Origin of the sequence: Actinomadura harenae (assembly GCF_003696215.1) — a bacterium.
Taxonomy (GTDB): domain Bacteria; phylum Actinomycetota; class Actinomycetes; order Streptosporangiales; family Streptosporangiaceae; genus Spirillospora; species Spirillospora harenae.
In genome coordinates this window covers 52902-75017 of record NZ_RFFG01000022.1, presented here as the reverse complement: position 1 = coordinate 75017, position 22116 = coordinate 52902, and the positions used below count along the sequence as shown (strand labels likewise).

Below are 22116 nucleotides of genomic sequence, written 5' to 3'. Positions count from 1 at the left end.
GCTCACTCCTCGTCTCCACTTCCGGTACGCGCCCCGCGGGAGCCCTGCGGGGCGGGCCTGAGTGTGTCAAAGTCGGCGCCCTGCGGGGCCTGGAGCACGTGCTCGGCGTTCAGCCGCCGCCATCCCCGGTCGGGCGCGGGCGGCGGCGTCCACCGCGCGCGGCGCTGTTCGAGCACGTCGTCGGGGACGAGAAGGGTCAGTTCGCCCGCGGGGGCGTCGAGCCGGATGACGTCGCCGTCCTCGACGAGCGCGAGCGGACCGCCGACGGCGGCCTCGGGCGCGACGTGCAGCACGACGGTGCCGTAGGACGTCCCGCTCATCCGCGCGTCCGAGACGCGCACCATGTCGCGGATCCCCTGCTGCGCGAGCCGCCTGGGCACCGGGAACGATCCGGCCTCGGGCATGCCCGCGGCGACCGGTCCGGCGTTGCGCAGCACGAGCACCGAGTCCGGGGTGATGTCCAGCGCGGGGTCGTCGATGCGGCGGGTCACGTCCTCGGGGGACTCGAACACCACGGCGGGACCCTCGTGGACGGTCAGCTCCGGCGTCGCGGCGGACAGCTTGATGACCGCCCCGTCGGGCGCCAGGTTCCCGCGCAGGACCGCGAGGGCGCGCGGCGGGCCGAGCGGCTCGTCCAGGGGACGGATCGTGGTCTGCCAGGACGGCGCCGGTTCGACGCCGGCGAGCCGGTCGGCCAGGGTGCCGCCCTCGATGGTCCGCGCCGAGAGGTCCAGCAGCGGCTCCAGCGTCTTCATCAGGACGGGGACGCCGCCCGCGCGGTGCAGGTCCTCCAGGTAGCCCGACCCCGACGGCTTGCAGTCCACCAGCAGCGGGACGCGCCGGGCGATCGCGTCGAAGTCGTCGAGCGTCAGGTCCAGGCCGGTGCGGCCCGCGATGGCGAGCAGGTGGACGATCGCGTTCGTCGACCCGCCGACCGCCATCAGCACGGTGACCGCGTTCGTGAGGCTGGCCCTGCTCAGCAGCGTGCTCGGCCGCAGGTCGTCCCGGGCGGCCGCGACCGCCAGGCGGCCCGCGGACGTCCCGGCGCGGAGCCGGTCGCCGCTGGCGGCCGGGGCGGTCGCGGTGCCCGCCGGGCTGAGCCCGAGCGCCTCGGTGACGCACGCCATCGTGGACGCGGTGCCCATCACCATGCAGGTGCCGCCGGTGGTCGCCAGCGCCGACCGGACGTCGCCGATCTCGGCCTCGTCCAGCTCACCGGCCCGGTGCCGGGCCCACATGCCACGGCAGTCGGTGCACGCGCCGAGCCGCTGCCCCCGCCAGGAGCCGGTGAGCATCGGACCGGCGACCACCTCGACCGCCGGGACGTCCGCGGACACGGCCGCCATCAGCTGCGCCGGGACGGTCTTGTCGCAGCCGCCGAGCAGCACCACGGCGTCCATCGGCTGGGCCTTGATCAGCTCCTCGGTCTCCATCGCGAGGAGGTTCCGGAACAGCATCGAGGTCGGCGACAGCAGGATCTCGGGCAGCGACATCGTCGGGAACACCAGCGGCAGCCCGCCCGCCTCCAGGACGCCGCGCTTCACGGCCTCGGCCAGCTGCGGCATCTCGCGGTGGCAGGTGGTGTAGTCGCTGCTGGTGTCGGCGATGCCGACCACCGGACGGTCCAGGTCGTCGGCGTCGTACCCGGCCGAGGCGAGGAACGCGCGCCGCAGGAACCGGCTGAAGCCCTCGTCCCCGTAGGAGGTGAGACCGCGGTCCACGCCCAGGACCTGCCGCTTCTCGGCGTCGTTCGCGCCGGTCACGCGAGGTCCCCGAGGCGCATGCTGACGTACTTGGTCACGGTGTAGTCGTCGATCCCTTCGGTGCCGCCCTCGCGGCCGTGGCCGGACTGCTTGACGCCGCCGAACGGCGCCTCCGCCGTCGCGATCGTGAGGTGGTTGACGCCGACCATCCCGACCTCGAGCTCCTCGGACGCGCGGAACGCGGTGGTCAGGTCGCCGGTGAAGACGAACCCGCCGAGCCCGTACGGGGTCGCGTTGGCGACGGCGATGGCCTCGTCGAACGTGGAGAACGTCGCGATGGGCGCGATCGGGCCGAACGGCTCCTCCCGCATCACGCGCATGTCGGGACTGACCCCGGTGAGGACCGTCGGCGTGAAGTAGTACCCGACCTGGAACTCCTCGGGCGCGCCGCCGCCGTGCGCGAGCGTCGCGCCCTTGGCGACGGCGTCGGCGACGAGGCCGGCGATCGCGTCGCGGCGGGCGGCGGTGGTCAGGGGGCCGATGTCGGTGGACGGGTCCTGCCCGTCCCCGAGGCGGAGCTTGCGGGTCTCCTCGACGAACGCCTCGGTGAACTCGCCGGCGACGGACTCGTGGACCAGGAACCGGCTGGCGGCGATGCACACCTGGCCGCCGTTGCGGAACTTGCCCCGCGCGCAGACCTCCGCCGCCCGCCGGACGTCGGTGTCGGGGAACACCAGGACGGGCGCGTGCCCGCCCAGCTCCATCGACGTCACCTTCAGCCCCTGCGCGGCCAGCGTCGACAGCTGGACGCCCACCGGAACCGACCCGGTCAGGGTCACCTTGCGGATCACCTCGGAGGCGATGAGGTGCCGGGACACCTCCGCCGGCTCGCCCGTGACGACGTTCAGCACGCCCGCCGGAAGCCCGGCCTTCTCGGCGACCTCGGCGAACAGCAGGGTGCTCAGCGGCGCCTCGATCGGCGCCATCACGACGACCGAGCAGCCCGCGGCCAGCGCCGGGGCGATCTTGCGGGCCGTCAGCAGCGACGGGAAGTTCCACGCCGCGAACGCCGCCACCGGACCGACCGGCTCGCGCCGGACGAGGATCCGCGTGGATGTGTCGTGCCCGTCGACGGTGCGGCCGTAGACGCGGCGCGCCTCGTCGGCGTACCAGTCGAACTGGTCGGCCGAGGCGAGGACCTCGCCGCGCGCCTGTGCCAGCGGCTTGCCCTGTTCCAGGGTCATGACCAGCGCGAACCGGTCGGCGTCGTCGCGGATCACCTGCGCGATGCGGCGGAGCACGTCCGAGCGGTCCCAGGCGGACGTCGTCCGCCACCGCTGGAACCCGGCCGCCGCGGCGGCGAGGGCGTCGTCGAGGTCCTCGGCGGTCGCGAGCGGGACCGCGGTGAGTTCGGTCTCGGTCGCCGGGTTCTCCACGGGCCGGGTCCGGCCGTCCGCGGACTCCCGCCATGCGCCGTCGACGAACAGGAGCGGCGGGGGCAGGACGTCCCGCAAGGTGCGCGTGTCGGTGCCGGGCATCTCAGAGTCCAATCTCGTGTCGAAGCCGCTGGGTGTCTCCCACCGAGTTGCCGACGTTCCAGCGGCCGTACGAGGGAAGCCCTCCGGCCGGGTCGTCCCCGAAGTAGACGGGGACGTGGATCAGCGACAACCCGTCCCGCGCCCGCGCCTTCTCCAGCGCCTCACGCAGGGACTCGCGGCTGTAACCGCCGTGAAGCGCGGTGACGCCCTCCACCGATCCGGCCCAGGCGACGTAGTCGACCGCGACACCGTCGGACGTGGCGTGGTCCACGCCGTACTGGTCGATCTGCAGGCTCGAGATGGCCGCCATCCGCCGGTTGTCGAGGACCACGACGCAGCCCTTGGCGCCGTGCGCCACTCCGTCGATCAGCACCTGCGGGTTCATCGTGAACGAGCCGTCACCGGTCACCGCGACGCCGTACCAGTCCTCGTCGCCGATCGCGGTCGCCAGGACGGCGCTGGTCGCGAAGCCCATGTAGCTGGCGCCGGCCTCGGTGAACGACTGGCCCGGCTCCTCCTCGGCCGACATCTGGAACCCGACCGCCTGGACGTCCCCGGCGTCGAAGAAGGTCACCGCCTCGGTGCTCTCCGCCCACTCGGTGATGGTCTGGATCGCGGCGGGCTGCGTCAGCACCTCGCGCTCCCACACCGGGTCGTGGAGCGTCGGCCGGTCGAGCCGGTCCTGCTTGATCCGCTCCCACGCGCGCCGGGCGTCCTGGCACTCCGACAACCAGGCGGACGCCTCGGCTCCCCCGCCCGCCCCGGCCAGCTCGGCCCGGACGGCCTCGACGAGCGCGCCCAGCGTCTCCTGGGCGTCCCCGACCAGCGCCGTCGTCTCGTTGTAGTGCGTCGCGGAGTCGAGGTCGGCGTTGATGTTCACCACGTGCCGGACGCGCGGGTACCCGGTACGGGACGAGTCGGCCTGGCAGACCGAGCGCGTCCCGACGGCGAGCAGCAGGTCGGCGTTCTCCATGGCGAAGTTGCCGCTCAGCGAACCTTTGCTGCCGCCCACCATCATCTGGCGCGGATGGCTCGCCGGTACGACACCGAGGCTGACGGGCGACATGACGAAGACGGCGTCGACCAGGTCGGCGAGCTCCTCCAGCTCCCGGCGGGAGCCCCGGGCGCCGCCGCCGACCTTCACCACGACCCTCTCGGCGTCCAGGAGCCGGCGCGCGGTCGCCCGGTAGTCGGCCGCGGCGGCGCTCAGGCGCGGCGGAACCCCGGTCGGCAGTTCGCGAAGGTTGAAGTCCTCGATGACCTGCGGCTGCGTGTTCAGCGGAAGCAGCAGGTAGAAGGGGCCCGGCCGGTAGGGGTGGTCGACGGTGTTCAGGCCGCGGCGCAGCGCGGTGGGCAGGGCGCGCGGGGTGTGCAGCGAGTAGGCCGGGCCCATGGCGGAGGTGAGGCGCAGGAACAGGCCCTGTTCCGGCCTCGGGATCTGCTGCATGTTGGGGCCCTCGTCCTCGGTGGTCTCGTCCCCGTAGAGGTGCCAGACACCCAGGCCGTCGCTGCTGGCGACCAGCGACCCGGCCATCGCCTGCAACGCGCCGGGCCCGATCGAGGTGACCACCGCCGCCTTCTCGCCCGTGACCCACCGCAGCGCCGCGGCGGCGTGCGAGGCCTCGGTCTCATGCCGCACCGCGTAGGTCCGGACCAGCCCGGCGTCCTCGTAGACGCGCAGCACCTCGGCCAGCTCGGTGGACCCGTGACCGAAGACGACCACGAACTTGCGGACGTGCTGCCGGAGCAGGCCGAGCACCAGCGCCTCGGACAGGGTCAGGCTCACCCGCACCGGGAGCGCCCCGCTGTCGAGGGCCTGCGCCACGCCGCCCGCCTCGGCAATGCGGCGGGCACGTTCGGTGCGTTCTTCGGTGAGGTCAAGTTCCATCGATAGGTCCCCGTGGGTCGGTGAGCTGCGGTGATCGGTGAAGCTACAACAGTGATGTCATATGCACAACACCTCGCCACGGTTTTCCCTGCACTTCTTCAGCCATCCGGCTGTGTTGTTGTCTATATGGCAACGAAGCGCTTACTGTCGCCTCTCCGGAAGGCGTTGCCCCAGCACCCGGCGCACCCCCGAAGACAACAAGATCACCTTCTGGGACAACGCCACGGACGGCCCCGCGCACGGACAGCGCCTATCAAGGCCTTCGACCGGGACGCTCAGGCTCGCATCAGCCGCATCGATTCGCCCTCACGGAGAAGGGGAAGAGAATGGCCCGGCAAGCGGAGATCCGCTTTCCATACAGCCCCACGAATTCACCCTCGGGGGCGTCCAGCGGATCGCACAAAACAGGCCGCTGGCGTTGGTCACCGCCGTCGTCGGCTGCCGTTCTTGTGATGGTGACGTCTCTGTCCGGGCGGTTCGAACCGCGCGGGGACATCGAGCAGCGGAGCAAGGGCACCCTGAAGGCGGCGAACGAATTCCCCGGGCGTTCCGGGCAGGTCAGCGGGCCATTCGAAGCGAAGGGAGCCGAGGTGTTCATGATGCTCGGCGGTGTACCACCAGAACACCGTGGGGGCTTGCAGCCCGTGGCGGACGTACCCGGACGGCGACGTCCCGGATTCGTGGTGTGGCTGAAGAGTCTCGGCCAGGAGCACCGCGGAGTAGAGGGCGACAGCGCGGTTTCGCCGCAGGACTTCCGTCCCCCGGCGACCGAAATGCTGCTCGGCGGGAGCCAGCAGGTACCGGAGCATGCATTCCAGGTTGGCGTCCGGTGTTTCGGTGCGGAGCAGGATCGGATCGCCGCCGGTGGGCCGGGGGAAGGCCTCGATGTCCGAGGGCGGCCCGGGGTACTCGTGCCAGACCTCGACCATGAGCCGTCCGGAGCGGCCGTCCGCGTCCAGGTACGGCAGGCGGAGCAGGTACTGCGGGTACCCGTGCTCGAAGACGAACTCCAGCTCGTCCTCCCGGTCGGAACGGTTGGTCTGCCGCGCCGAGGCACCGGACGCCTGGAATCGCGTCCCTGATTCGCCGCGCGGTTCTCCGTCGGCGACCGCCTGAAGGAGTCCCTTCAGGTACTTCATCGAGCCCATGCCGATCAGGTCATGGGACACGAAGTAGAAGTCGTCGGCGGGAAAAACGGTCTCGCCGAGCCACACGCCGTGCAGGACACCGCCGCACATGATCAGGTCGTCGGCGAACGGAGTCGTGGCGAGGGCGGCGAGGAAATCGTCCCGCGCCCGCTGATAGCCGAGGCCCGGCGGCTCCCATTCCTCCGGCGTCCTGATCCGCCGGTGCAGGCCGCCGTCAGCGAGATCACCGAACGGAGACATCACGCTCACCGCTCCCGCTCGACGAACTCCACCGTGTCCGGATCCATCCTCATCCGCCGCACAAGACGTCCCTCCGTCTCGAACGGGAACCTGAAGAACCCGTGCTCGACACCGGCTGGCGGCCGGTGGGCCAGATGGACATCGACCGCGGTGTCGACGATCCGGCGACTACCGGGCAACCTGAAGATGACGAGGACGTCACCCCTCACCAGAGCACCACAGCGACAGTCCGGATAGGCGGCCATCAAGTCGCGGAGATGCCCCACGGCCAGGGGTGTCTGACCCCGCTCTCCCGCATACGGGTTGGGAGTGAAGTGGGACGCGTCGGCGGGCCCGCGACTCAGCCGCCCCGCGTCGTCGATGGAGATCCAGTCGCTCCCCTTCACCCCTGGCGCCCTGATGATCCGGCCCTCGAAGTGGCGGTGGACGACACGAAGGATCCTGAGGTAGTCGTCAAGGACGTCACGCGGCAGCCGCTGGAAGACGTCATCCCACCACTCGAACGTGCCCACGCTCCAGACCATGACGGACGTTTCGCACGGAGGTCAACCGCGGGGACTCGGCGCCAGACCTCACTGCGGGTCGCCGGCCCTGGCAGCAAGGTGCCACGACGGTTGGTGCCAGCGGCCACCCCTTCCGGACAACACGCGTGACGGCAAGACTCTGAGCCAGCAGGCATCCGGCCCTCAGGGCCGTTGACCAGCCCGAACCGGGAGAACCTCGTGTCGAAGTCCCGCCTGTACGGCGCGCTGCTCACCGTCGCCACGCTGGCCAGCGTCATCTACACCATCGGCGCTCCGGAGTGGACCGGCGGCTGACCGGAGACCCACCGCGCCGGCGTGCTGATCTGCCGTTCTCGGACGGAGGGCCTACCGGTGGCCGCCTCGGTGGTGGCGCCGGACCATTGCGATCCGCAGGACGACGAGTATCGCCACCACGACGATCAGGCCGATCACGATCACGCCCCAGTGGCCGGCGCCGAGGTAGTAGGGCCGGCTGCTCATCATGGCATCCAGAAAGAACGGCATCATTCCCCCTGGACCTTGCCTACCCCGCGGCGTCCGCGCCCATTCCGGCCCGCAGTTCATGCGGATTTGGGGCATGTTTTTCGCGCCGGAGGGAGTACGGCGCCCGGCTTCAGGAGGCGGACGGGCCCGGCTCACACGGGGTCTCAGCAGCGGCCGAAGAAGGCGGGGCGCAGCGAGCTGACCCGGTAGCCGAACCGGCCGGTGTCGCCCTTCGCGCCGGCCAGGGGCTCGTGGGGGTACTTGTGGCGGTCGCCGCCGAAGTGGGCCTCGGAGTACATGCACCAAGTCTTGTCGGTGCGGTTCCAGAAGGACATGGCGTGGTCGTTGAGACCGCCGCCGAGTTCGCTGAGGTCGCGCGCGACCTTGGCGAACGAGCCTCGCGAGCCGTGCCCGTTGGGGAGGCGCCACACGCACATCCGCCCCTGCGGACACGCGTCCCAGGAGCGGACGACCGCCGTCGCGGACGTCTTCTCCAAGCCGGACGTGGTGCTCGCCGAGGCCGTGGGCATGGCCTGGACGAACGCCGTCCCGGCGGTCAGGGCCAGGGCTGCCGTGGTCAGTCGGATCGACCGCATCAGAGTCGCCTTTCGCTGCGTTGCGCATCCATGTGACCACTCATCGTAGTCGCAGGAGGCGGGCCGACCGCAGGCGTCGCTCATCGTGGTTGACCTGGAGCGCGCTCCAGGCATCAGACTTCTGCCCGTCTCGACCAAGGAGCTCCCATGACAGATCTGAACCTCGCTCTCGGCGCGATGAAGTTCGGCAGCGAGACCGACGAGCAGACCTCGTTCGCGATCCTGGACCGCTTCGTCGACGCGGGCGGCACGCTCATCGACACCGCGAACTGCTACTCGTTCTGGACGAACCCGGAGGCCGAGGGCGGGCAGAGCGAGCGGGTGATCGGCGCGTGGCTCGCCCAGCGTCCGGGCGTCCGCGACCGGGTCCAGATCGCCACCAAGCTGGGCTCCCAGCCGGTCGGCGGCGGCGCCTGGCCGGGCAACCGCGAGGGCCTGTCGGCGTCCGCGATCGCGTCCGCGGCGGAGGGCAGCCTGGAGCGCCTGGGGATCGACCGGATCGACCTTCTCTGGACGCACATGGACGACCGGTCCGTGCCGCTGGAAGAGACCGTCGGGGCGCTGGCGAAGCTGGCCGAATCCGGGACCGTGGCACGTCTCGGCGCGTCCAACCACACCGTGTGGCGCGTCGAGCGTTCCCGCCGCATCGCCGAGGCCAACGGATGGCTCGGCTACACCGCCCTTCAGCTGCGTTACTCCTACTTCGCGCCTCGGCCGGGCGCACCGGTCGCCGGCCACAACCACCGCCTCGGCTGGGTGACGGGCGAGACCCTGGACTACGTGGAGTCCGAGCGTGACGTGGCCGTGTGGGCGTACACCCCGCTGCTGGGCGGCGCCTACACCCGCGACGACCGTCCGCTGCCCGAGGCATACGACCACCCGGGAACCGCCCGCCGGAAGGCGGCACTGGCCAAGGCCGCTGACGACCTCGGCGTGACCCGCAACCAGATCGTCCTCGCCTGGCTGACCGGCGGCGCCCCGCCCGTCACCCCGATCGCCGGTGTCAGCACCATCGGCCAACTGGACGAGGCCATGGCGGGCGCCGCACTCGTCCTGCCTCCGGAAGTGCGCGCCGACCTCGACGCCGCCGTCTGAGGTCCGGCCGTCCGGCGCCATGGCCGGTGGCCCGTGTTCCTCAGCGGCCACCGGTCAGGTAGTCGGCGCGTCCTTCGTCGTCGACCTCGAACGAGCCCTTGGGGATGACGCAGAACTCGTTCCCCTCGGGGTCGGCCATGACGAGGAACCCTCCGGGGTCGTATTCGGTCAGGCGCCGTCCGCCCAGCGCCTCGATCCTGGCCTGTTCGGCGGCCGGGTCCGCCGACTCCAGGTCCAGGTGCAGCCGGTTCTTGCCGGCCTTGGCCTGATCGGTGCGCTGGAATCCCAGGCCCAGGCCGTTCCTGCGTTCAAGCCACACGTAGGGCCCCATGCGTCCGACCACCGGACGGTCGAGAAGCTCGCTCCAGAAGGTCGCCATCCGCTCCGGGTCCACGGCGTCCACGATCACGCAGTTGATGTCCATGCCCCATGATCTGCCCCTGGCCGTCCGCCCCGGACGGCGACCGGGTCAACGGCCGAATCCGGACCACCCTGCAGAACACGGAGCCGGCGTGCCCTGGGGGACTGGGGAAATCTCTACGGTTCCGACGGGTATCAGCGGCGGGTTTCGATCTTCAGGGTGCCGGCGGTGACGGTGCGGATGTGGTCGCCGGCGAGCAGGTCGTGCGGGTAGCCGAGGTCGATCGCGCTGACCTTGTCGAGGCGGGCCAGTTGGTCGGGGGCGAGGTCCACCCCCAGGGCACCGAGGTTTCCGATCAGCTGCTCGGGGGTGCGAGCGCCGATGACGGGTGCGGTCACCCCCGGGTTCCGCAGGGTCCAGGCCAGGGCGACCTGGGCGGGCGTGTGTCCCACCTCCGCGGCGACCTCCTGCACGACGTCGGCGATGGCGAGGGCGCGTTCGGTGACCATGCCCAGACCGGCGTTGAAGCTCTTGCGGTTGCTGTCACCGGAGTCGGCGCCCGTCGCGGTGAGGTCGGCGCGGCTGTACTTGCCGGACAGCACGCCACCGCCCAGCGGTGAGTACGGCGTCACCCCCAGGCCCATCGTCCGTGCCATCGGGATCAGATCGCGTTCCGCGTCCCGGTTGATGAGGCTGTACTCGACCTGCAGCGCGACCAGCGGGGACCAGCCGCGCAGGTCGGCGATCGCCTGCATGCGCGAGATCTCCCAAGCCGGAGCGTTGGACATCGCCACGTACAGGACCTTGCCCTGCCGGACCAGATCGTCCATGCCACGCAGGATCTCCTCGACCGGTGTCGTGAAGTCCCACACATGCAGGAAGAGCAGGTCGATGTAGTCGGTGTTCAGCCGCCGCAGGCTGGTCTCCACCGACGCGAGCAGGCTCTTGCGGTGAGCGCCCCCGGAGTTGGGGTCACCCGGGCGGCGCTGCGTCGTGTATTTGGTCGCCAGCACCAGGCGTTCGCGGTTGTCGCGGGTGAACTCGCCCAGCATGCGTTCGGAGCTGCCGTCGGTGTAGGTGCCGGCGGTGTCGATGAAGTTGCCGCCGTGCTCGAGGTAGACGTCGAACAGCCTGCGCGCGCCGTCCTGCCCGGTTCCCCAGCCCCACTCGGTGCCGAAGGTCGCCGTGCCCAGCGCCAGCGGCGAGACCCGCAGCCCGGAGCGGCCCAGCAGCCGGTAGGTGTCGAGGGTGAGCGTCATCGTGTCCTCCTGTGCTCGTGATCGTCGTCGGGGACCAGCCTGCGTCCGCCGCGGGCCGGGGGTAAGGGAGAGCGTTTCCTGGGAACACCGGTCCTACGTCGGCTGTTGGATCAACCATGATCACCGGCGCCGTGGACGTGACACAGGAGCTGGCCGCGTTCCTGCGGACCCGTCGCGAACGCCTGGACCCCCACGACCTCGGCCTGCCCGCGCGTCGGCGGGCCCGGCGGACCCCGGGACTACGCCGCGAGGAGGTCGCCGAACTGGCCGGGGTCAGCACCGACTACATCGTGCGACTGGAACAGGCCCGCGGACTGCGGCCGTCGGCGGACGTGGTGGACGCGCTCGCCCGGGCGCTGCGCCTGACCCCCGACGAACGCGCCTACCTGTTCGACCTGGCCCGGCAGCGTCCCCGCGATGCCGGCAGGCCCGCCGACACCGCGGAGCCGCCGCTGGCCCGGCTGGTCACCGACCTGTCGCCACTGCCCGCGATGCTGATGAATCACCGCTACGACATCCTGGCCTGGAACGGCGAGATGGCGAAGCTGCTCCTGGACTTCGGCACCCTGCCGCCGCGGAGGCGCAACGCGATGTGGTTGTGCCTGATGCATCCGCGGACACGGGAGCTCTACCTCGACCGCGAACGTGTCGCGCGCGAGGGGATCGCCCACCTGCGCACCGCGTGGGCCGCGCATCCGCAGGACCAGGCGCTGAGCGACCTCATCACCGAATGCCTCACTCATGACGAGGAGTTCGCGCGGTTGTGGGCCGAGCGAGAGGTCAAGGTCAACGGCCGCGGACGCAAGATGATGCGGCACCCTGACGCCGGTGTGATCGCCGTCCATTTCGAAACGCTGACACCGCTCCAAGACCCGGACCGGCTGTTGGTGATCTACCGCGCCGCCGACGATGAGAGCCAGGCGGCCCTGGACCGGCTGTACGCCCGATGATGCCGCCCGCGCGGACGAGGTCCGCGACGACATGACCCCGGCCACCTCGCGACGTCCTGCCTGCGCGCGCTCACCGCGGCCCCCGACACCTCAGGCCAGGTCACCGTTCAGTTCGTGAGCCTCACCATGGCTGCGCTCCGCCCCTGGAACCCGCCTGAGGCTCTTGGCGGCGTTGTTCGCGACGCCCTGAGGAGCGCCGCTCTCGGTGGATGCGGTCCGCCACCAGCGTCGTCCTCTTTCGCGCGGGACGCAACGGACCGCAATCGGACAATCGCTCCTCATTGACGACTCTCGCGTACTTGATGGAGTTTTGGCCTGCTTCGTCCTGTCACGGGAGATTCTCATGCCCCTGCGTCTCGCCCTGCACCGTCTCCTTCCCCTGCCCCTCACCGCGCTCACGGGCGCCGCCGCGCTCCTGCTGGGCGGCGGGCCGGCGCTGGCCAACGTGGCCCTGACCCAGGTCAGCGCCGATCCGTTCACGAACTCCACCAGCCAGCACCGCACCCAGGTCGAGCCCGACACGTTCGCCTACGGCGGCACGATCGTGTCGGCCTTCCAGACCGGGCGGTTCTTCGACGGGGGCTCGTCCGACATCTGCTTCTCCACCTCGTCCGACAGCGGCGCCACCTGGACGAACGGCTGCCTGCCCGGCGTCACCAAGTTCCAGGGCGGCGGCCCCTACGACCGGGTCAGCGACGCCGCCGTCGCCTACGACGCCCGGCACGGCGTGTGGATGATCTCCGTGCTGGCGCTGACCGACACCAGCGGGGTCGTCGGCCAGGCCGTCGTCACGAGCCGCTCCACCAACGGCGGGCACACCTGGGCCGACCCGGTCGTCACGGCCAACGCGACAGGCTCGGCCAGCCTGGACAAGAACTGGATCGTCTGCGACAACGGCGCGTCCAGCCCGTCCTACGGGCACTGCTACACCGAGTACGACGACAACGGCGCGAGCAACCGCATCCACATGTCGACGTCCTCCGACGGCGGCCTGACCTGGACGGACGGCACCACCGGCTCCACCGGCCTCGGCGGCCAGCCGGTCGTGCGGCCCAACGGGACCGTCCTGGTCCCCTACCAGAGCAACAACGGCCAGATCCGGTCCTTCCGCTCCACCAACGGCGGGGGCACCTGGAGCTCCTCGGTGCAGATCTCCAGCATCCGATCCCACACCGTCGCCGGGAACCTGCGCACCAGCCCGCTGCCGTCCGCCGAGATCGACTCCGCCGGGACGGCCTACGCGGTCTGGCAGGACTGCCGCTTCCAGTCGAACTGCGCCGGCAACGACATCGTGATGAGCAAGTCCACGAGCGAGACCACCTGGGGCGCCGTCACACGTGTGACCAGCGACGGCGGCGACCACTTCATCCCCGGCATCGGCGTGGACGCCACGACGTCCGGCGCGTCCGCCGACCTCGCGGTGACCTACTACCGGTACCCGTCGGCGAGCTGCACGGCCTCCACCTGCCAGCTGACCGTCGGCTACACCTCCTCGGTCAACGGCGGCTCGTCCTGGAGCGCGCCGACCCAGCTCGCCGGGCCGATGGCGCTGTCCTCGCTCGCCAACACCAGCCAGGGTGTGATGGTCGGCGACTACATCTCCACCTCCATCCTGGGCGGACGCGCCTGGCCGGTCATCGCCGTCGCGAACACCCCGACCGGCAGCACCTTCGACGAGGGCATGTACGTCCCGACCGGCGGCCTGGCCCTCACGGGCGGCGCGCGCAGCGCCGACGTCACCCCGCTGGTGACCGGTGACCACCAGCCGCAGAACCCGGTCACGACCCGCCGCTGACGAGGGGATGAGCGGGGAGGCGCCACGCGCGCCTCCCCGCTCACGTGGTTCGCCTGCGGCGACCGTCGCAACGGTCAGGCCCGTCCGATCGGCCACAGTTGGGAACGCCCTACGGACGCATGGCCAGTCCCGGCCTGGGGCCGGTGCTTCGCCGGCGAAATGCACGCGCCCCAGAAGGCGACCTGCTTCCCACGTGACCCATCCGAGGCGCACTTGAGAGCACGCTGTGCAGCAAGGTCGGTGTTTCGGCGGGCCGACCGCCGCCGGAGCCGAGGCGGGCGACCGCGCTACGGCCGAGGTCTGTCGGTGCCGTGGCACGAGGGAATGGTGCGCGGCGCGATGGAGCCCAGCCGGGATCGTCGGTGTGAGGCACCCGCCGACCGTTCCCGCGTCCGAGGGCAGGGGTCTTTCGGGGCTTCTGATTCCGATTCGCCGGTGTAGCGGGAACGGGCGGGCGTTGAACGGCTCGGTTAGGCGGGAGGAGAGTGCGTTCACATCCGGCCCGACGGGGGCCGGAACGCCCGGGAGGGGCTGGTCGGCATGGGATTCATGCGGATCAAGAACACGGGGTTCAGCGCGGCCATGGCGTACCCGATCGATGTGCCCAACTGGTGGGGAGCGATGTTCATTCGCGGCGACCAGCTCGCGATGGCCGACTCGACCGGATACGCGAACGGGGGCGGGCTGCGCTACAACGGACCGATCAACGGGGACACCTGGGTGGGATTCGGCCGGCAGCCGCTCCCCGAGCCGTACCGCAGCGCCTGCGAGGGAGCGCTGATGCTGCCGAGCCTGCCGGGCACCGGCTGGGCGCAGATGCTGCTGTTCAAGGAGAACCGGGCGTACTGGTACCAGCAGGGTGCCGGGAAGTTCAGTGAGGGGCCGGTGACGGACCTGGCCCGAGGCGGCCCCACCTGGGGTGCGATGCTGCCGCAGTACTACCTCGACCAGGTCGACGCGCTGCTCATGGACACCTGCCAGGAAGGCTCGGCGTGGCAGACCTACGTGTTCAAGGGCGACCGCGTCGCCACTCTCGACTGGGTGAACGGGTGCACCCGCGACTGCACGATCCTCGAGGGCGCGCAGCCGACACCGGGCTGGGCGATGCTGGCGCCGGAGTGGAGCTCGGACTTCGACCACGTGCTGATGCTGCCGACCTCCAGGGCGTTCGAGAAACGGAGCCTGCTGGTCAAGGGGGCGAACGGCTGCGTGTTCAACTGGAACACCGGGCCGGAGAGGGTCGGAGCGCTGACCACGCTCATGCCTCAGCTGGGCCCGCTGCCCGCTCCGTTCACCACGCAGTACCGGCCGGTCAGCGGCCGCTGGGCGGTCAACACCCCCACGTACTCGTTCGTCGTGCGCGTCGACCTGGACGGCAACGCCCCCACGTACACCCTGAGCGGCGACGTCTTCACGATCAACGGCGGGACGCAGAGCTACGCCTCGTCCTTCAGAGGCAAGGCGTCCGTCACCGCCTCGGCCACCGAGCTGGTGGCCACCTGCACGCCCACCTGGACCAGCGCGTCCCCGGCCACAAGTGTCAAGGTCGTCGTCCCGCGCACGGCCGCGGGCGCGGACGCGCCCACCGCGCGCGTGGAGATGCCCTACAGCTCAGGCGGCTCCTACTCCAGCGGCCTCGCGTTCCAGTCGCCCTACTTCCGGACGATCGAACTGGAGACCGACGCCGTGGCCGGGAAGCAGATCTTCTCGTCCTACGACACCACGACCGCCCCCGTCCCTCCCGGGTACCGCAACCGGATCGTGTCGGTCGCCTCGGCCTACGCCGACGCCGGCATCGAGATGTCCGCCGCCGCGGCCACGCCCGTCCAGGTGGACGCCAGTGAGGCGGGCTCCGACCTGCTGTGGTCGGATTCGGAACTCCACGCCGCGATGGTCGCGCACTTCGCCGGCTACGCCGACACCCCGCAGTGGAAGCTCTGGGCGTTCGTGGCCAGCACCTACTTCGACCCGTCGAAACAAGGGCCCGGCAGCGCCGTGGGCGTCATGTTCGACTCGACCGGCCGCAACCGCCAGGGGATGGCCGTCTTCTACGACAGTCAGGTCTCCGGTGGCGAGCCCGGCACCCGGGAGGAGCCGCACACCTGGGTTCACGAACTCGGCCACGCGCTCAACCTCGCGCACTCCTGGGACAAGGCCAGGGTCGGCGACCCGCTCGGCCCCCGCAACGGGTACGGCGACCTGTCCTGGATGAACTACTCCCACCTGTACCAGTTCAGCGACACCGTCCAGGGATCGGCCGCCTTCTGGGCACGGTTCCGGTTCGGCTTCACCGCCAACGAACTGGTCCACCTGCGCCACGGCTTCTACAACGACGTCGTCCCCGGCGGCGCCGACTTCTTCTCCGGCTCCACCGCCAAGGACTACGGCGACAGCACCCTGGCCACGATGAGCGAACCCCTCATCGACCGGTCCGGGCTCTCCCTCACCCTGTCCGCACGGCCGTTCCTGTACGGGGAACCCGTGGCCGTCGAGGTCAAGCTCACCCGCACCGGACGCGACGTCCAGGTCCATCCCGACCTGTCGCCGACCAGCGCGAACCTGAAGATCGCCATCGTCGGGCCGTCCGGGACCACCCGCGTGTTCCGCCCGCTGACCGGTGCCTGCGGCGGACACAACCAGGTTGTGCTGACCACCCTGACCACCGACCGTCCCGCCCTGTACGGCTCGGCCTACCTGGGCTCCGGCGCGGACGGCCAGTACTTCACCGACCCCGGCCTCTACCGGGTCCGGGCCCTCTACACCGCGCCGGACGGCTCGAAGGTCGCCTCCAACACCCTGGAGGTCCGCGTCCGCCTGCCGCTCACCCCCGCCGACCAGGACGCCGGCGAACTGCTCATGGGCGAGCAGGCCGGTCTCCTCATGTCGCTGCTCGGCTCCGACTCCCCCACCCTGCGCTCGGGCAACGACGCCCTGACCGAACTGTCCAGCCGGTTCCCCGACCACCCCCTGGCCGTCTACTCCCACCTCGCCCAGGGCGCCAACGCCGGACGCCACTACCAGAGCATCTCCGAGGGCCGCATCCGCGTCCGCCGGCCCGACACCAAGAACGCCACCGACCAGCTGTCCGCCGCGATCGAGGCGTCCACCGGCCCGGCCGGCCTGAACAACCTCGCCCTCAACTCCACCATGCGCCGCCTGGCCCGCGTCCAGGCCAAGGCCGGCGACCTGGACCTGGCCGACCGGACGCTCACCCGCATGGTCGACTACTTCCGCGCCCAGCACGTCCCTCCGCACGTCCTGGCCGACGTCCGCTCCCAGGCCGACACCACCCGCCGGCGCCTCACCCCCGACCAGCACCGCACCCCCAAGAGCCCCCGCAAGCCCTGACCAACCACGAACCCCTGACCCGGTCCGCCCTCCAACCGGAGGGCGGGAGCGGGGGATTGTCGAGTTTTCCGGCTCTGTCGATGTTTTTCCACTGTGTCTCGTAGTCGGTGGTGGCGCTGGGTGATCGCCTGCCAGGCTGGTGCGTGCTGGAGATCGAGCAGCTTGTGAGCGTGGTGTTCTCGGGGCTTTCTGCCCTGGTCATCGGGGCGTGGAGGACGAGAGCGTTCTGATTCGGGTCATGGCCCGTACTCGTGATGAGCCGGCGCAGTGTCCGGTGTGCGGGACGCTGACCGGGCCGGTGCACGCTTCTACGGCCGGACGGTCAGCGACGTCCCGGTCGATGGGCAACGGGTGGTGATTTCGGTACGGATGCGGCGTCTGGTCTGCCCGGCACCAGAATGCCCTCGCCGGAGGTTCCGTGAGCAGGTGCCCGGGCTGCTCGAGCGGTACAAGCGTCGAACGAGCAGGCTCACCGGCCAGTTGGGCGCGGTGGTTCAAGTGCTGGCAGGCCGGGCGGGGGCTCGGCTGTGGAACGACGCGAAGGCCGCACACTCCTCCCTGGCAACCACTACCCGCCGTAAGCGTCCTCCGGTACATCACCGAGTTGATCTCCGACGTCTACACGCGGCAACTCCTCGTATACGGGGGGACGCTTCACCGCCCAGATCCTCACCGGCAAGACCGCGCCCGTAACGTCAAGGACATCGGCCCTTCGGTACGGACTTCAGCGCAGTTTCGATCATGTGGAAGTGATGTCGGTGACGATCGCTCCCGGGACGATCCGGATCAGTTCGGCTGCATCCGCCTCTACTGTGCTGTCTGGCCGTCCGCTGCCGAACAGGACCCGTCCCATTCGGAGCACCGCCGCGTCGAACACGACGGTGACGGATGGGTCGCCGCAAACTGGACTGACACCGCCGCATTCCATGCCCAACCGGGCCAAACCCGCCTCGTCGGCGGGCTTCAGCGCCGAGCGCGACACGCCCAGCGCGGCGGCGAGGCGTCCGTACCGGAGGCGCTCCAGCCCTGGGATGGCGGCTAGTGCGAGCGTCTCGTGCCCGGCCGTGAAGGCCATTGTCCTCAGTGAGTTCTTGATGTTCTCCGGAGTGAATCCGGTACGTTCTCGAATGTCGGCTTCAGTGCGGATCTCGACGTGCCGATGGACGACGAACTCGACCCCAACAGCGGCAAGCAGCGCGGCGGCGGGTGGCAGTGGTGGTGGTGTTCTCGACGGATTCTCCATCGTCTCGGTGGTCTTCCCTTCATGTTCGGTCCGGTTGGGATTCTGGCATCCTGCCGCGCCTTCTGTGCAGGATCAGATGGACCAGCAGCAGCGCGACCAGGAACGGCACTCCGGTCAGTGGGGCCAGCCTGAACGGTGGTACGAACCCCATCGTGACGAGGACGGCGAGCAGCACGCCGATCGCGGCGAGTGGGATGGCCACGCCTCCCCGCAGCCGGGTCGGCGTTCCTACGACGCCACCCCCGCGGCGCCGGAAGGCGATGTGGGTGGCGAAGATGAGGATCCACGTCGCGAGCGCGTTGAACAGTGAGATCCCCACCAGGATCTCAAAGGCGCGGACGGGCGCGAATGCCGACATTGTGGCGGCGAGCGCGAGCCCGAACGCCGACACCGCCAGCGCGTTCCACGGGCGTCCGTGCCGCAGCCGGGCGAGCGCCCTCGGCGCGTGCCCCGAGTTCGCCATGCCGTGCATGGTTCGTGTCGTCACGTAGATGTTGGTGTTCATCGCCGACACGGCCGCCACCAGCAGCACCAGGTTCATGACCGACGCGGCCGCCGGAAGCCCCACGGTCTGGAACAGCCGCACGAACGGGCTGTCGGTGACCGAGGGCCCGGCGGCGGTGTGCCGCCAGGAATCCACCGAGAGAATGACGGCGATGGTGAGGAGGTAAAACAGGCCTAGCCGCACCACGGTGCGCCGGGCGGCGCGGGGGATGTCTCGGGCGGGGTCCCGGCTCTCGGCCGCCGTGAGCGCTATCGCCTCGGTGCCCATGTAGCTGAAGGTGACCGCGATCATCGCGGTCCAGATCCCCCCGATCCCCTGTGGCGCGAATCCGCCCTGGTCCGTCCAGCGGTGCAGCCCGGTCGCTGGGACGGTGGGCAGGCCGACGGTGATGACGATCGTGCCGGTCACGATGAACGTGAGGATCGCGAGCACCTTCCCCACCGACAGCCAGTATTCGACCTCTCCAAACGCGCCTACGGCGAGCAGGTTCACACCGAGGACAAAGGCCGACACCGTCAGCACGGGCAGCCAGGCGGGCACGTGCGGCCACCAGAACCGCAGGTAGATGGAGATGGCTGTCACCTCGCTACCCACGTTGATGGTCTGCGCCATCCAGTACATCCAGCGCTGGGTGAACGCGGCTGTCGAGCCAAGGTACGCGTGCGCGAGCGTGCCGAAGCCACCCGGCAGCGGATGCGCCGACGCCATCTCCGCCAGCGCGTACGCCAGGGCGAGGGCGAGCAGAGCACCGATCGCGTAGGAGATGATGACTGCTGGCCCGGCCTGCGAGATGGCCCGGCTCGTGCCCAGGAACAGCCCAGTGCCGATCGCGCCGCCGAGTGTGATCATCGAGAGCTGCCGGGAGGTCAGCCGCCGAGGCAACGTGGTGTCCGCCTCAGCCCTCTCGCCGTCCCCGGCCGGGGACCGATGCTCGGGTTGGAACGCCTGCCGGGTCCGTTGTGTCGCGTCGCCTCCGTTCATGCCGCCCCCTGCGGGGCGACCGCACGCAGCTCCGCGTGGTCCTCGCGCATGCCGAGGACCACGCCCGCCGCCGCGAGCAGACCCGCTATGCCGAACACGGGCCATGACCCGCTACCGATGCCTTCCCACAGCAGCACCCCGATGGTCGGGCCAAGCGCGGTGCCGACACCGAACACCGCCTGAGACGCGCCGAGATAGCGGCCCACCAGATCGGGCTGAGCCGCCCGAGCCGGATAGGCGACCATTGTCGGCGAGCAAACGGTCTCTCCCAGTGACCACACCACCGTGGCCAGGACCAAGCCGGCGATGCCCAACGGCAGCGCGTAGCAGGCCAGCCCGGCGGAGACCAGCGCGATGCCGCAGAGCGCTGCGGCACGCCGTCCCCAGTGCTGCACTCTCCGGGTCACCCACAGCTCGCAGGTAATCACCATGGCGCCGTTGACCGAGATCAGTGCCGCGTAAACGTTGGTAGACCAGCCCGCGGCCTGCACGGCGAGCGGCAGCACGGACACGTACTGGACATAGACCGCCGCGTACACGAGCATCCCGAGCAGGAAACCGGTGAACCGGACGTCGCGCACCATCACCAGGTACCCACCGCCAATGCCGGGCTGGACGGTCGCCCGTGTCGCCGTTGGCGGATCGGCAGGCAGTGCCCACCAGGTGATGGCCGCGCACGCGAGAGCGGCGGCCGCCTCCACCCAGAACAGCAGTGGGTAGGACGCCGCGACCAGGGCCGCACCGAGCAGCGGCGCCGCCGTCGTGCCGAGGTTCTGCGCAAGCCGATACATGGCAAAGACCATGATCTGGCGGCGCGCCGGAACCCGCGTGCTGAGGAGCTGCGCCGATGCGGGCCGGTAGATCTGGCTGGTCGTACCCAGCGCGGTGACCACGACGAGGACGAATCCGTAGGAGGTCGCCGCGAGGACACCCGCGGTGAGCACGGCCGTAAGCGCCATCGACCCGGCGACGGCACGGCGCATCCCGGCCCGGTCCACAAGCCAGGCGGACGCCAGGATCCCGGCGATGGCGCCTGCGCCATTGCAGCCGAGCGCGATGCCCGCCCGCGCGGCGTCGTACCCGGTGTGCATCAGGAACAGCACCAGGAATGCCTGAAGGAAACCGCCCAGCCGGTTCACGAAGATCCCGAAGATCACCGCCCGGACGGCGCGCGGTACTGACCCCCAAGTCGCGACGGCCCCGGTGGCGTCCTCGTCGGAGGCCGCGCTGGAGGCCGCAGACTCGTCCTGGTTCATGCTGCGCCTTCCGCCGGTATCAGGGTCACGGCGTCCTCCGCGGCATCCAGGACGTTGGCGCATTCGGCCGGCGAGCGGCCGGTGACGATCACCATCAGGTAACGGCACGTGACGTGGGTGCTCGGAGGGAGTAGCAGCCGTTGCCCGGGGGAAGCCAGGATCTCCAGTCGTTCCACGGCGGCGGGCAGTCGCGAACGGTTGATCTGTACCGAGCCGACGATGGTGTCCCGCTCGGGGTAGAGGAACCGGATCGCCGCCGCCCCGTCCGGGCGAATCCGCAGGTCCGGCCGCTCCCCGAGCGCCAGGGACGCGGCGACCAACGCCGCGTCCACCCCGGTCACCAGCCGGCCGAGGTACGGGATGAGGTCACCGCCACTGCGCGCGTTGATCTCGACCAGGCGCGGCCCGCGCGCAGTGAGCCGCCATTCGGTGTGCGTCCACCCGCGCCGCATCCGTACCGCAGCATGGACCTCGGAGAGTGCCTGGAGCAGGCCAGGATCGCGCAGCAGCGAGTCGGTGGCGGCCACGGTGTGCCCGACCTCCTCGAAGTGCGGAGGATAGGCAAGGTGCTTGCGGGCGATGAAAACAGGGGTGACGTCGCCGTCCCAGCACAGACTGTCCACGCTGATCTCAGGACCGTCCAAGTACTCCTCGACCACCACCGACTCCGCGAACCGCTCGCGCACCTCGCGCATGGTCCGGGTGGCGACCGCGTCGAAGGCGGCCGCGAGCCGCCCCGGGTCTGTCGCCAGCGTCGTCCCGTTGCTGCCCACCAGGGCGCGCGGCTTGAGGACGACCGGGTAGCCGATCCGGTCTGCGGCAGCCAACGCGTCCCGAACATCGCCTGTCGCGACGGCCGCGACGGTGGGACCACCGCACAGTTCGAGGGCCTGCCGGGTGGCCAACTTGTCGCGGCAGGTCGCGATGACGCCGCTCGGCACGGTCGAAAGGCCCAGCGCCTCCGCGAGCCGTGCAGACGACAAGATGCGCGTCTCGTCCCAGCAGAGGACGCCGTCAGCGGGGATTCCCCGTGCCGCTTCGATCATCGCGTCGGCGTTCAGTGTGTCCACGGCAGTGTGCCCGGCGAGTCTCCGCTCGGCCTGGGAGATATCCTCATCCTGGAAAATCCAGATGCGGTACTCCTTGACAACGGACTCCAGCATGTATCCGCGTGTGAGCTCAGACATGGGACTGACCAGAATC

17 protein-coding genes and 1 pseudogene are annotated in these 22116 nt (G+C 70.4%); 5 read left to right on the top strand and 13 right to left on the bottom strand.

Annotated features, from left to right (window positions below):
* Nucleotides 1-2: 2 nt before the first annotated feature.
* The 7 genes from EBO15_RS14740 to EBO15_RS14715 all read right to left on the bottom strand — a co-directional run bounded on the left by EBO15_RS14740 (nucleotide 3) and on the right by EBO15_RS14715 (nucleotide 8120).
* Nucleotides 3-1763, bottom strand: coding sequence for a dihydroxy-acid dehydratase (locus EBO15_RS14740; RefSeq protein ID WP_199744535.1), 1761 nt, complete (start codon nucleotides 1761-1763; stop codon nucleotides 3-5).
* Nucleotides 1760-3241, bottom strand: coding sequence for an NAD-dependent succinate-semialdehyde dehydrogenase (locus EBO15_RS14735; protein WP_122194951.1), 1482 nt, complete (start codon nucleotides 3239-3241; stop codon nucleotides 1760-1762). The genes EBO15_RS14740 and EBO15_RS14735 overlap by 4 nt, the downstream gene beginning before the upstream one ends.
* Nucleotide 3242: 1 nt before the next feature.
* Entirely contained in the window at nucleotides 3243-5129 is a 1887-nt protein-coding gene (locus EBO15_RS14730; protein WP_122194950.1) for a thiamine pyrophosphate-dependent enzyme, read from the bottom strand.
* Nucleotides 5130-5551: 422 nt separating this feature from the next.
* Entirely contained in the window at nucleotides 5552-6520 is a 969-nt protein-coding gene (locus EBO15_RS14725) for a hypothetical protein (RefSeq protein WP_122194949.1), read from the bottom strand.
* Between the two features lie 2 nt (nucleotides 6521-6522).
* On the bottom strand, nucleotides 6523-7029 hold the full coding sequence (locus EBO15_RS14720; RefSeq protein WP_147481503.1) for a hypothetical protein: 507 nt from the start codon (nucleotides 7027-7029) through the stop codon (nucleotides 6523-6525).
* Between the two features lie 357 nt (nucleotides 7030-7386).
* Nucleotides 7387-7521, bottom strand: a complete 135-nt coding sequence (locus tag EBO15_RS46805) for a hypothetical protein (RefSeq protein WP_267898405.1) — start codon at nucleotides 7519-7521, stop codon at nucleotides 7387-7389.
* Between the two features lie 167 nt (nucleotides 7522-7688).
* Nucleotides 7689-8120, bottom strand: coding sequence for a peptidase inhibitor family I36 protein (locus EBO15_RS14715; RefSeq protein WP_158628235.1), 432 nt, complete (start codon nucleotides 8118-8120; stop codon nucleotides 7689-7691).
* A gap of 147 nt (nucleotides 8121-8267) precedes the next feature.
* Here EBO15_RS14715 and EBO15_RS14710 point away from each other — a divergent pair, with 147 nt between their 5' ends.
* A complete protein-coding gene (locus EBO15_RS14710; RefSeq protein ID WP_122194946.1) occupies nucleotides 8268-9215 on the top strand; it encodes an aldo/keto reductase in 948 nt (315 codons plus the stop codon).
* 40 nt (nucleotides 9216-9255) lie between these two features.
* Here EBO15_RS14710 and EBO15_RS14705 read toward each other — a convergent pair whose 3' ends face one another.
* Both EBO15_RS14705 and EBO15_RS14700 read right to left on the bottom strand, forming a co-directional pair.
* Nucleotides 9256-9639 (bottom strand): VOC family protein, encoded by a 384-nt coding sequence (locus EBO15_RS14705; protein WP_122194945.1) that lies wholly within the window; start codon nucleotides 9637-9639, stop codon nucleotides 9256-9258.
* Between the two features lie 131 nt (nucleotides 9640-9770).
* Nucleotides 9771-10835 (bottom strand): aldo/keto reductase, encoded by a 1065-nt coding sequence (locus tag EBO15_RS14700; protein ID WP_122194944.1) that lies wholly within the window; start codon nucleotides 10833-10835, stop codon nucleotides 9771-9773.
* Nucleotides 10836-10951: 116 nt separating this feature from the next.
* Here EBO15_RS14700 and EBO15_RS14695 point away from each other — a divergent pair, with 116 nt between their 5' ends.
* The 4 genes and pseudogenes from EBO15_RS14695 to EBO15_RS46015 all read left to right on the top strand — a co-directional run.
* Nucleotides 10952-11785, top strand: coding sequence for a helix-turn-helix transcriptional regulator (locus EBO15_RS14695; RefSeq protein WP_122194943.1), 834 nt, complete (start codon nucleotides 10952-10954; stop codon nucleotides 11783-11785).
* A gap of 343 nt (nucleotides 11786-12128) precedes the next feature.
* Nucleotides 12129-13580 (top strand): sialidase family protein, encoded by a 1452-nt coding sequence (locus EBO15_RS14690; protein WP_122194942.1) that lies wholly within the window; start codon nucleotides 12129-12131, stop codon nucleotides 13578-13580.
* Between the two features lie 540 nt (nucleotides 13581-14120).
* Entirely contained in the window at nucleotides 14121-16928 is a 2808-nt protein-coding gene (locus EBO15_RS14685) for a zinc metalloprotease (protein WP_122194941.1), read from the top strand.
* A gap of 143 nt (nucleotides 16929-17071) precedes the next feature.
* Nucleotides 17072-17513 (top strand): annotated as a pseudogene (locus EBO15_RS46015) (transposase family protein); the annotation flags it as partial.
* A gap of 154 nt (nucleotides 17514-17667) precedes the next feature.
* On the opposite strand, the gene EBO15_RS14680 reads toward EBO15_RS46015, so the two are convergent.
* Genes EBO15_RS14680 through EBO15_RS14665 form a run of 4 tightly spaced genes read right to left on the bottom strand, consistent with a single transcriptional unit; the run spans nucleotide 17668 to nucleotide 22076 of the window.
* Entirely contained in the window at nucleotides 17668-18171 is a 504-nt protein-coding gene (locus tag EBO15_RS14680; protein ID WP_122194940.1) for an aminoacyl-tRNA deacylase, read from the bottom strand.
* Between the two features lie 19 nt (nucleotides 18172-18190).
* Nucleotides 18191-19657, bottom strand: coding sequence for an amino acid permease (locus tag EBO15_RS14675; protein WP_122194939.1), 1467 nt, complete (start codon nucleotides 19655-19657; stop codon nucleotides 18191-18193).
* A complete protein-coding gene (locus EBO15_RS14670) occupies nucleotides 19654-20913 on the bottom strand; it encodes an MFS transporter (RefSeq protein WP_158628234.1) in 1260 nt (419 codons plus the stop codon). The genes EBO15_RS14675 and EBO15_RS14670 overlap by 4 nt, the downstream gene beginning before the upstream one ends.
* Nucleotides 20910-22076, bottom strand: coding sequence for an ATP-grasp domain-containing protein (locus tag EBO15_RS14665; RefSeq protein WP_158628233.1), 1167 nt, complete (start codon nucleotides 22074-22076; stop codon nucleotides 20910-20912). Before EBO15_RS14665 ends, EBO15_RS14670 begins: the two co-directional genes overlap by 4 nt.
* Between the last annotated feature and the right edge of the window lie 40 nt (nucleotides 22077-22116).

Excerpts from the sequence above, each read along its gene's own strand:
- EBO15_RS14690 (WP_122194942.1), top strand. The coding sequence starts at position 12,129 with ATGCCCCTGCGTCTCGCCCTGCACCGTCTCCTTCCCCTGCCCCTCACC.
- EBO15_RS14695 (WP_122194943.1), top strand. The coding sequence starts at position 10,952 with ATGATCACCGGCGCCGTGGACGTGACACAGGAGCTGGCCGCGTTCCTG.
- EBO15_RS14730 (WP_122194950.1), bottom strand. The coding sequence starts at position 5,129 with ATGGAACTTGACCTCACCGAAGAACGCACCGAACGTGCCCGCCGCATT.
- EBO15_RS14715 (WP_158628235.1), bottom strand. The coding sequence starts at position 8,120 with ATGCGGTCGATCCGACTGACCACGGCAGCCCTGGCCCTGACCGCCGGG.
- EBO15_RS14735 (WP_122194951.1), bottom strand. The coding sequence starts at position 3,241 with ATGCCCGGCACCGACACGCGCACCTTGCGGGACGTCCTGCCCCCGCCG.
- EBO15_RS14700 (WP_122194944.1), bottom strand. The coding sequence starts at position 10,835 with ATGACGCTCACCCTCGACACCTACCGGCTGCTGGGCCGCTCCGGGCTG.
- EBO15_RS14705 (WP_122194945.1), bottom strand. The coding sequence starts at position 9,639 with ATGGACATCAACTGCGTGATCGTGGACGCCGTGGACCCGGAGCGGATG.
- EBO15_RS46805 (WP_267898405.1), bottom strand. The coding sequence starts at position 7,521 with ATGAGCAGCCGGCCCTACTACCTCGGCGCCGGCCACTGGGGCGTGATC.
- EBO15_RS14685 (WP_122194941.1), top strand. The coding sequence starts at position 14,121 with ATGGGATTCATGCGGATCAAGAACACGGGGTTCAGCGCGGCCATGGCG.
- EBO15_RS14680 (WP_122194940.1), bottom strand. The coding sequence starts at position 18,171 with ATGGAGAATCCGTCGAGAACACCACCACCACTGCCACCCGCCGCCGCG.
- EBO15_RS14675 (WP_122194939.1), bottom strand. The coding sequence starts at position 19,657 with ATGAACGGAGGCGACGCGACACAACGGACCCGGCAGGCGTTCCAACCC.
- EBO15_RS14665 (WP_158628233.1), bottom strand. The coding sequence starts at position 22,076 with ATGCTGGAGTCCGTTGTCAAGGAGTACCGCATCTGGATTTTCCAGGAT.
- EBO15_RS14670 (WP_158628234.1), bottom strand. The coding sequence starts at position 20,913 with ATGAACCAGGACGAGTCTGCGGCCTCCAGCGCGGCCTCCGACGAGGAC.
- EBO15_RS14710 (WP_122194946.1), top strand. The coding sequence starts at position 8,268 with ATGACAGATCTGAACCTCGCTCTCGGCGCGATGAAGTTCGGCAGCGAG.